This is a genomic window from Alteromonas sp. 14N.309.X.WAT.G.H12 (assembly GCF_036697315.1).
GTDB lineage: Bacteria > Pseudomonadota > Gammaproteobacteria > Enterobacterales > Alteromonadaceae > Alteromonas.
Map to the genome: position 1 here is coordinate 1 of NZ_JBAHZB010000124.1, position 9,634 is coordinate 9,634.

The following is a 9,634-nucleotide window of genomic DNA, read 5'->3' on the forward strand; positions in this document are numbered from 1 at the left end:
ACATGGGAGTTCGCGCCGTTGCTACTGACCGCACGGTTTATGGTTTTCAAACAACACGGATCGTAAATTCTATTAATGCCGTGGTGGATGAACTCGGTTATATAGGAACGACTGCCGACAGCAACGATTTCCAATTTTTGCCCAGTGCCAATTTGATGATTGAATTGAACGAAAATGTTCAATGGCGCGTTGGGGTGTCTAAAACCATGTCTCAACCTGAATATACGGATCTGAAAGTTAACGGCTCAGTTAATTTACAAGACACCAGTGACATTGGCTACGATTCCACCATTAACTCTACCGCAGAAATCGGTAACCCAGATCTTAAGCCTTATACCGCTTGGTCATTTGATACTACGGTTGAATACTACGCCGACGGCGGCAGTGCCTTCTTTGCCAGTTTGTTCTACAAAGATGTGTCTAACTTTGTGCTTAGCGAAGCCCTCACGGACGTTACCATCGATGGCTATGATCAACTCTTTGACACCACCCAACCGGTGAACGTAGCTAAGGGCGAGGTCTATGGTTTTGAACTGGGCGGCAATATTGTGTTTGGCGATTTTGGTTTGCAAGCAAACTATACCTTTGTGGATTCAGAATTTGAAAACCCAGATAACAACCCACTGTTAGAAAACGGTTTTCCGGGCGCATCCAAGAACAACTTTAATGCCATTGCTTACTACGAAACGGAGAAGTTTTCTGCCCGCTTAGCCTATATTTACAGAGATGACTACTTCCAGGCGTTAGGTGGCGGTTTTGACCGAGCCAGCCAACCGGCCTTTGGTGAAGGTGCGGGGCAAGTGGATTTGAACTTTTCTTACGACGTAATGGATGACATCACATTAAGCCTTAATGTCATTAACTTAACGGAAGAAGATGCCCGTAACTATATCAACGAAAGTACCAACTTCCGTGACTATGTTACCCGGCCTCGAACCATTATAGCCAGTGTTCGAGCGGCCTTCTAAGTTCATAACTTTTAAGTAGAAACGGTAGAAATTGTAGTGCTCCATTCCTTAGATTATTACGTTATTGGTATTTACCTGGTTGTGTTAATGGCGGTGGGTTTAGTGGTGTCTATGCGACAAGCTAAATCAGCCAGCCTGTTTGTTGGTGATAAAAGTGTTGGCTTTGCCAGTATTGGTATGTCTATTTGGGGCACCAATATTGGCCCCTCATTTTTGATAGCCAGTTTTGGTGCCGCCTACAGTTCAGGTATGTTAATTGCTAATTTTGAATGGATGGCGTGGATATTCTTGTTCTTGTTGGCCATGGTATTTACGCCTTACTACCTTTCGTTAAATATCACTACTATTCCTCAATTTATTAAACGTCGCTTCGGCGACACCATGTATCGCCTGCTAACCGCATATTCGCTTCTTACCATAGTGATCATCTGGTTGGGGGGCGGTTTATATGTTGGCGGTTTGTTGTTTTCACAATTTACCGGCTGGGAATTGTGGGCATCAATTGCCTTGCTGTTATTTGTGGCCACCAGTTTTACTGTCGTGGGCGGTTTGGCGGCGGTTATTGTGACCGATGCCTTTCAAACGGTGTTAATGATTGTTGGGATGTCAGCGTTAACCCTTATTGGTTTATATGAAATAGGGGGTGTTGATGGTTTGATGGCCAAAACGCCCCCAGATTACTGGCACCTTATCGACTTTGAGTCAGAACAAGTACCTTGGTTGGCCTTTATTTTAGGTTACCCGGTAATGGGGGTGTGGTTTTGGTGTACGGATCAAACCATTGTACAGCGGGTGTTTGCAGCAAAAGATTTACCCACCGCGCAAAAAGGCGTGCTATTGGCAGGGGTACTTAAAATCTTGCCACCGTTTATCTTCATTTTACCTGGGATCATCTTTTTTGCGTTACAGCCGGGCATGGAAAACTCCGATGGGGCGTTTCTTGCTATGGTCAGCGACTATATGCCTGTTGGCTTTCGTGGCTTGATGATTGCGGTGTTAATGGCCGCACTTATTAGTACGCTGGATTCAGGGCTTAACTCCTTCAGTACCATCTTTACGCTGGATTTTTACGAGCCCGTATTTTCGAAAAACAAACCCCTTGCCGCCAAAACCACCCGTTTGGTTGGGCGTATTGTGACGCTGGTAGCGAGCGTTTTGGCCTTCTTCTGGGCCTTGGCCATGGAAAATGTGGCGGCTAATTTGTTTGAGCTACTGCAAAGCTTAATTGCCTTTTTAGCACCGCCGTTAACCACGTTGTTTTTGGTGGGCCTATTTTGGCGTCGCGTCACGGCCACCGCCGCCAGCTATAGCTTTGTGATCAGCGGTATTGTGTGTATTGCGGTGGGCGTGCTAAGTACCCAAGGACAAACCTTTGGCTGGTTTGAACAATGGCCGCATTTCTTAATGTTGTCGTTTATTTTGTTTGTTTTTTCATGCGTATTGATGGTGGTGTTGTCATTGCTGACCAAGCACTCGCCGGATGAGGAAATGTTACCCCGTTACAGAGAGTTAGCCAAAAAAGACGACAAGCAAAGTGGCGGCATTCTTAAAGGTTGGGTGATATTAGCCATCGTAATGATTGCCCTCTATGGCATATTTGAATACCTTGCCGCCAAACCGGATAACGGAAACCAAGGTGCGCAGAGTTCTGCGCCAATTAGCCATCCGATAGTAAAGGTTTATCGCGGCAGCAGTCCAATCTTTGATGGCGATGTGCAAGCGCAGGAATACCAAGATGCCACCCACATTGGCCATATTCACCAATGGATTGCCCGATTTTCGCCAGTGCTAAGTACCGAGGACTTAACCGGCAGCGTGTGGATAAAACACGATGGCCGTTATTTGTACTTTGCTTTTGATATTACCGATGATGTGCTTTATGGCATCGACACTTCTCGCTGGCTACCCGAAGAAAACGCCCATGCCCACGCCCTTACCCGGGAGGGATTTCCTTGGTTTGGTGATGGTGTTGAGGTGTTGATCAATGCCGAAAATAACCCGCCTTATGCTGATGGCCAATTGAACAAGGGCAATGGGAAAAGCTGGCAAATGGTGGCAAGTACCCATAAATCCCGTTTGGGAGGTTTAGGCGTACCCGGTTTACTGGAAGGGGAAGAGCGTTCCATGCTTTCTGCCTGGAATACCTACCAGCATTGGATCCTCAATGGCGATATGGAAGTGAAGGTGAAAATTAAAGGTGAAGCCGGTCAGCCTACCAGAGGTTACACCATGGAATGGCGTATTCGTCCCGAAGCCACGCTGGAAATTGCCCCCGGTGAGTTTTGGTCAGCGAATCGTGAGCTTACCAAAATGGGCTTAAACATTGCGATTTCAGATTTGGATCATCCCCAAGATGGAGAAGGAAACTGGGGGAATTTTCATCACGAAAATTGGTTGTCTGGTGAACGCCATAAGCACACTTCCCTTAATCAGTGGGCCACTATGTATTTGTACGGCGGCCCTGATCCTGCTGTTAGTCAACATTAATCAAGGAGGCTAGCTATCATGGCTAAGGGCATGACCAAAAATACCATAGGACAAACGGCCTTAGCAGTGTCTGAGCTTGGCTTTGGTGGCGCGTCGGTGGGAAACCTCTACAAGGCCATTTCTGATGAGCAAGCGCAGCAAACAATACAGGCGGCTATTGCCGCTGGGATCACCTTGTTTGATACCGCGCCGCACTATGGTCTGGGTTTGAGTGAGCGCCGTATTGGCGATGCATTGCGTGCATTGCCGGCGCAAGACTACGTGTTGTCCACCAAAGTAGGGCGGGTGTTAACCGCCGATCCCACCGCTAAGGTTGATGAAATCCGTTATGGCTTTGCCACGCCTATGCCTTTTGATGCCCATTATGATTACAGTTATGACGGCATCATGCGTTCTTATTTTGATAGTTTACAACGCATAGGTGTTGCCAAAATAGACGTGCTGTTAGTTCATGATTTAGGGGCGATCACTCATAAAGAACAAGACGCATTTTATTATGAACAGTTTTGCCAAAGTGGTTATAAAGCCATCGATGAACTGCGCCAGCAAGGTTTGGTTTCTGCGGTAGGTCTTGGGGTCAATGAAACGGCAATTTGCGAACGGGTGATGGAGATAGGGCAGTTTGATTGTTTTTTATTGGCAGGTCGCTATTCATTACTTGAACAAGAGGCGTTGACAAGTTTCCTGCCAAAATGTGCGGCGCACGGGGCCTCCATTATTCTTGGTGGGCCCTATAATTCGGGGATCCTAGCCACTGGCGTTAACACTTCCCATACGCCTTTATATAACTATGCCCCTGCGCCTGAAGCCATAGTGCAGCGGGTGGCTAAAATCGAAACCATTTGTCGTCAATTTGAGGTAACACTCGCTGCTGCTGCGTTGCAGTTTCCTTTGGCTCACCCTTGTGTAGCCAGTGTGATCCCCGGTTTGGGCTCAGCCGCTATTGTGGCTCAAACCACCACCTTGTTAGAACAGACTATTCCCGCTGAGTTTTGGCAAACACTACACCAACATGGTTTGCTAGATCCGTTGGCACCTGTACCGATGGAAGGAGGGTGATATGGAAAATTCTATACCCTCACATATCGTGGATAGCCATCACCATATTTGGCAGTTAGATACGGGGCTGTATTCCTGGTTAACGGCCGATATCAGTCCCTTGTACCGGGATTTTTCTATCGCAGACTATCAACAGGTGGCGACACAAAGCATGGGGGCGACTACCCAATTGCACACTGTACTGGTACAGGCTTCACCTACTGATGAAGAAACTGATTTTCTGCTAGCCCAAGCTGCTTTGGAGCCAACTGTTACGGGGGTTGTAGGTTGGGTGGATTTTGAACAGGATAGCAAGGCAGTTTGCGCACGACTAACCACACTCGCAGCAAACAATGTCTTTAAAGGCGTCCGTCCCATGCTTCAGGATATCGATGATATTGATTGGGTACTCAGGCCGGGTTTTGCGCCGATTTTTAATCAGCTTATTCGCTTAAATTTGTCTTTTGACGCCTTGTGCCGTGTTGAGCACTTACCCAGTATTTACCAGTTAGCCAAACGTTACCCCGATTTACCCATTGTCATTGATCACTGCGCCAAACCCTGTATTGAAAAAGGTCAATACACTCAGTGGGCAGCGGCAATAGCACCTTTTAGCACGCTTCCCAATGTCTATGTTAAAGCCTCTGGCCTCACCTTAGAAGCCACTAAAACTCAGCAACAGCCAAGCCATTTTAGTGCTTATTTCGCCCATTTAACCTCCATTTTTGGGGCGACACGGATCATGTGGGGAAGTGATTGGCCGGTGGTAAATATCAACAGCGATTATGCTGGGTGGTTAGGGATTTGTCAGCAGTTGGTGGCGTCGTGGGATGAGTCAGATAAAGCACGTTTTTGGTCTGGTACTGCACGGGAATTTTACAATTTAGGAGTTTTGAAATGACGAATCAAAAAATCACGCAATCTGTTGTAACCGGCGGCGGCAGTGGCATTGGTTATGCTATCTGTAAAGCCCTGGCGTCGCTGGGTCATAAGGTGATTGTCCTTGATTTAGATGAAGCCGCCGCGGCAGAAACAGCAGAGGAAATCACCCGTGAAGGCGGCGTTGCCAAAGCGTACGCCGTGGACGTTGCTAACCATGACAATGTGCAGCAAGTGTTTGCGGCCATAACCGCCGATAACCGTGCTGTTGATGTATTGGTAAACAACGCCGGAGTGGGCTCAATTGGCACCTTGGAACAAACCTCCGAAGATGAATTAGATCGGGTTTACAAGGTGAATGTGAAAGGGGTTTATAACTGTTCGTTAGCGGCGGTGCCAAGTATGAAAGCCCAGCAAAGGGGGATCATTATCAATATGGCATCGGTGGCATCAAGCGTTGGTATTGCTGACCGCTTTGCTTATTCCATGAGTAAGGGCGCGGTGCTCACCATGACCTATTCCATTGCCAAGGATTACTTAGATTACGGTATTCGCTGTAATTGCGTGGCACCGGGTCGTGTGCATACGCCTTTTGTTGACGGTTATTTAGCGAAAAACTACCCCGACAATCAACAGGAAATGTTCGAGAAACTCTCCAAAACCCAGCCCATTGGTCGCATGGGGAAACCTGTAGAAGTCGCCGCATTAGTGAAGTTTTTATGTAGCGAAGAGGCCGCGTTTATCACAGGAACAAATTTTCCCATAGATGGCGGATTCGTCACTTTAAATAATTAGTTAATAGTTAGGAACCTATATGAAATTATTAAGGTTTGGTCCTCCTGGCCAAGAAAAACCAGGTATCTTGGATAGCCAGGGCAAGATCCGGGATTTGTCGTCGGTTTGTGATGATATTGATGGCGCTACCTTGCACCCCGAGTCGCTGGCTACACTTAGCCATGTTGATCTTAACACCCTGCCGGTTGTTGACAGTGATGTGCGTATTGGCGCCTGTGTGAACAAGGTAAGCAAGTTTATTTGTATCGGCTTAAATTATGCAGATCATGCCGCTGAATCGGGCATGCCCATTCCCGCTGAGCCTGAGGTGTTTTCTAAATTTACCAGTGCCATCTGTGGGCCTAATGATCCTATTATTAAACCCAGAAACAGTGACAAATTAGACTGGGAAGTGGAATTAGCCATTGTGATTGGTAAAGATGCTAGCTATGTGTCAGAGGCTGAGGCACCAGAGTATATTGCCGGTTACTGTGTGTGTAATGATGTTTCTGAGCGTACTTTCCAACTGGAACGGGGGAATCAATGGGACAAAGGGAAAGGATGTGACTCCTTTGGTCCGATTGGCCCGTATCTGGTTACCGCCGATGAAGTGGGTAACCCCAATGAACTTAAAATGTGGTTAGAAGTCAATGGTAAGCGCTATCAAGATGGCAGTAGTAAAACCATGATCTTCCAACCGGCTTATATTGTGAGCTACCTTAGTCAATTTACCACCTTAAAAGCCGGCGATGTGATCTCCACCGGAACACCTCCGGGTGTGGGCTTAGGTCAAAAGCCTCCCAAATACCTGGAAGTGGGTGACAAAATTGATTTAGGTATTGAAGGTTTAGGCACCCAGCATCAAGTGGTTCAAAGCGCGCCTTAATCATCATGATATGCCGTTAACGCATTAGGCCTTTGTGTCTTCAAAGGCCTAATGTGCTGATACGAAGGGCAAGGGTTCATCGGCTAACGGCCGCATCCCGGATTATACGGCTCAACGGAATTCTACTTATTAACAATAAATTCACTTCATAAACAGTGCTTTATAATTGAACGGTAATGTAAATTTTGTTTAAAGATTCTCATATTCCCTTAAGTTAAGGGCACAATTTGTGCATTTGACGTATAACAAGGTATAAGTCAGTGCGTTTATCCCAAATCTGTTCTGCCGTTGCGATGGCAACACTCATGCAAGCTTGTGGCTCAAGCTCAGGCTCTTCATCATCTTCAGGTAGTAGCGACGCTAATTACACCTTTACATTAAACTCGGTGATCACTAATGATTGTGGGGTAGAAGAACCCTTTACTGATGTCGAGTTGTTGCTGCAGGATGAAGACTGGACTTATCAGCAATCCTATTCGCCTGATGACGATGGCGTGATTAGTTTTACGACTTCCGATAAGAACATTAATTTTACCTTGGTAGCAAAAACCCAGTCAGGAGATAGTGCTGAAGGGTTAGATATTGTTAGCTATTATCAGGCATCAACGTCTACCGAAACTACCTATCAAGCGACCTATGATAGCTTGGTAAGCAATGATACTTGTGAATGCATTACCCAAGATGCGTCTTTACGTCACCGTTCCTTTGAAAATATCGATGAAGCTTGGACTTCGCTGCCATTTGATAGCTGGGAAAGTGTGAGCGATACAGAAACCTTGTTTACTGACGTCACTGTCTGCCGTGTTATTGATGGCGACTGGCCTGTAGCCTCCTTTATGGTTAAAGGCACGGATTCTGATGACGACAAGATTGGTTCGGCTGATTTTCTTAGCGACTTCACCACTGATGGTACGGGCGAGTGGTCTGTCTCCGCTGTGGAAGTGGCTGAGGAAATCGATTTAAGCAAAAATCATTCAGATGTTGTTATTTCTCAACTGTTTGAAGACGATGAGCATTTTCAATCTGAAATCAGTGAAGATGATGACACGGCATTGCTGTTTACCAGTCACATGTACATTAATGAAGCCTATTACAAAGGTGTGGCGGAATACAGTTTAAGCGAAAGCAGCAATATTTATGGTTCCTGGACTGTTAGCAGCGAGAATCAGGTTATTTCCACTGATTATGACGATGCGCTGGACGCAGAAGCATCTGATGATATGCCAAGTATTGACACCGTGTCTTTTTCTGAATTGGGTGATGATGGTACTTATGATTACAGTGCGGTGAAAAATTACCCCATGGCAATTATTCAGTTTACCTATGGCGATACTTCTGTGCCGGTAACATGGACAATGTATGGCCCAGATGAAGGCGTGCTGCCTTCCAGTGTGGACTTGGAAGGGTATGATGACATTGTTGACAGTGATAGCTACATAAGTGATACGCAGGTAACGTTACTTAAAAGCGATAATACCAGTGATTACGACGATTATATTGAGTATTATCAATCACTAGACAGTGATGATTTTGATACGGACTTACACAAATATTATATCACCATCAGCCTACAGTAATTTATAAGCAAAAGGTGGAAGCCAATGGTTGGTTTCCACCTTGTCGCTGAATTACTTCCTTTCCTATTCGTGGGCGTTATATATCAATCAAATTGTGACCAGTAATGCCCACATTCACCAGCGCATCACCTCCTGCTGATACATCTTCAAGTGGCGCCGCTTCTGTTGTACTAACCGATGACGATTCACTGATCGTGGCAATATTGCCCGCATCATCGGTGATGGACACGGAGATCGAAATAGGCCCCAGTGAAAGGTTGACGATGGGTCCGGTTGACCAACTTCCATCAACGAGGACGTTGGTGGAAATTGACAGCGATGTTTCTATACCCAGTATTTTTGCAGTGACATCCACTTGAATTGAGCGTCCAGCCATATCGGGATCTGTTGTTCCTGCAATGGATGTGTCTAAAAGCGACGGTAGGTGGGATATGGACAGATTCGGCGCAATCGTATCAATGGTGCCTGCGCCGGATTCTATCAAGGTATTTATATTTCCCGCCAAATCAATCACACTTGCTTCTATGTCTAGTAAGCCTTCTGCTACATCCAGTGGAATATCCGTACTAAAATTACCATCAGCCTGAACTATTGTTGATAACTCCTGCTCGTAACCTTCTGAGTCGGTGGCTTTAATGGTTACGGTACCTCCAATTTCATCAGAGGAGCCGGATATTGTCGGCGTCGCATCATTAATCAGTCCAATACTATCAAGTGAAAGTAATGGAATGGTTAAATCAATCAACCCTGAAGTACTTACCGAAGCCAGATTCCCTGCGCTATCCAGTACCGACACATCCACATTGAGCAAGCCTTCTGCGGCATCGGCCGGTAAATCGATGGTAAAGCTACCGTCTGGCTGAACAGTGGTAGTAAAGATTTGGGTATCGCTATCACTGTCGGTGACTTCGATACTGATCACCGCCCCAATTTCATCACAGGTGCCGCTGATAGTGGGGGTGGCGCTGTTGAGGTTAGACAAAGCATCCAGGTTGAGTATTGGGAGCGTGAGATCGATAAGGCCG

General features: G+C 46.3%; 8 protein-coding genes. 7 read left to right on the forward strand and 1 reads right to left on the reverse strand.

All coding sequences use genetic code 11. From position 1 onward, the window contains the following. The 7 genes from V5298_RS18280 to V5298_RS18310 form a co-directional block, all read left to right on the forward strand. A partial coding sequence (locus tag V5298_RS18280) for a TonB-dependent receptor domain-containing protein (protein ID WP_332932866.1) occupies positions 1 to 968 on the forward strand: 968 nt, incomplete at its 5' end. A 36-nt stretch (positions 969 to 1,004) separates the two neighbouring features. Beyond that, complete coding sequence (locus tag V5298_RS18285; RefSeq protein WP_332932867.1) at positions 1,005 to 3,455, forward strand: sodium:solute symporter family transporter; 2,451 nt, start codon at positions 1,005 to 1,007, stop codon at positions 3,453 to 3,455. Between the two features lie 18 nt (positions 3,456 to 3,473). After that, entirely contained in the window at positions 3,474 to 4,514 is a 1,041-nt protein-coding gene (locus V5298_RS18290) for an aldo/keto reductase (RefSeq protein WP_332932868.1), read from the forward strand. A 1-nt stretch (position 4,515) separates the two neighbouring features. Beyond that, positions 4,516 to 5,394, forward strand: a complete 879-nt coding sequence (locus tag V5298_RS18295; RefSeq protein ID WP_332932869.1) for an amidohydrolase family protein — start codon at positions 4,516 to 4,518, stop codon at positions 5,392 to 5,394. Then, positions 5,391 to 6,167 carry an SDR family oxidoreductase gene (locus tag V5298_RS18300; RefSeq protein ID WP_332932870.1) on the forward strand — a complete coding sequence of 259 codons (777 nt, stop codon included), beginning with the start codon at positions 5,391 to 5,393 and terminating at the stop codon, positions 6,165 to 6,167. The genes V5298_RS18295 and V5298_RS18300 overlap by 4 nt, the downstream gene beginning before the upstream one ends. 19 nt (positions 6,168 to 6,186) lie before the next feature. Beyond that, positions 6,187 to 7,032, forward strand: coding sequence for a fumarylacetoacetate hydrolase family protein (locus V5298_RS18305; protein ID WP_332932871.1), 846 nt, complete (start codon positions 6,187 to 6,189; stop codon positions 7,030 to 7,032). Positions 7,033 to 7,292: 260 nt separating this feature from the next. Then, positions 7,293 to 8,609 carry a hypothetical protein gene (locus tag V5298_RS18310; RefSeq protein ID WP_332932872.1) on the forward strand — a complete coding sequence of 439 codons (1,317 nt, stop codon included), beginning with the start codon at positions 7,293 to 7,295 and terminating at the stop codon, positions 8,607 to 8,609. Positions 8,610 to 8,685: 76 nt separating this feature from the next. On the opposite strand, the gene V5298_RS18315 is transcribed toward V5298_RS18310, so the two are convergent. Further along, positions 8,686 to 9,634 (reverse strand): Ig-like domain-containing protein (locus V5298_RS18315; RefSeq protein WP_332932873.1); only part of this gene is annotated, 949 nt, incomplete at its 5' end.

What these genes read in the sequence shown, in the direction of transcription:
- V5298_RS18295 (WP_332932869.1), top strand. Translation starts at nt 4,516, where the DNA reads ATGGAAAATTCTATACCCTCACATATCGTGGATAGCCATCACCATATT.
- V5298_RS18305 (WP_332932871.1), top strand. Translation starts at nt 6,187, where the DNA reads ATGAAATTATTAAGGTTTGGTCCTCCTGGCCAAGAAAAACCAGGTATC.
- V5298_RS18300 (WP_332932870.1), top strand. Translation starts at nt 5,391, where the DNA reads ATGACGAATCAAAAAATCACGCAATCTGTTGTAACCGGCGGCGGCAGT.
- V5298_RS18290 (WP_332932868.1), top strand. Translation starts at nt 3,474, where the DNA reads ATGGCTAAGGGCATGACCAAAAATACCATAGGACAAACGGCCTTAGCA.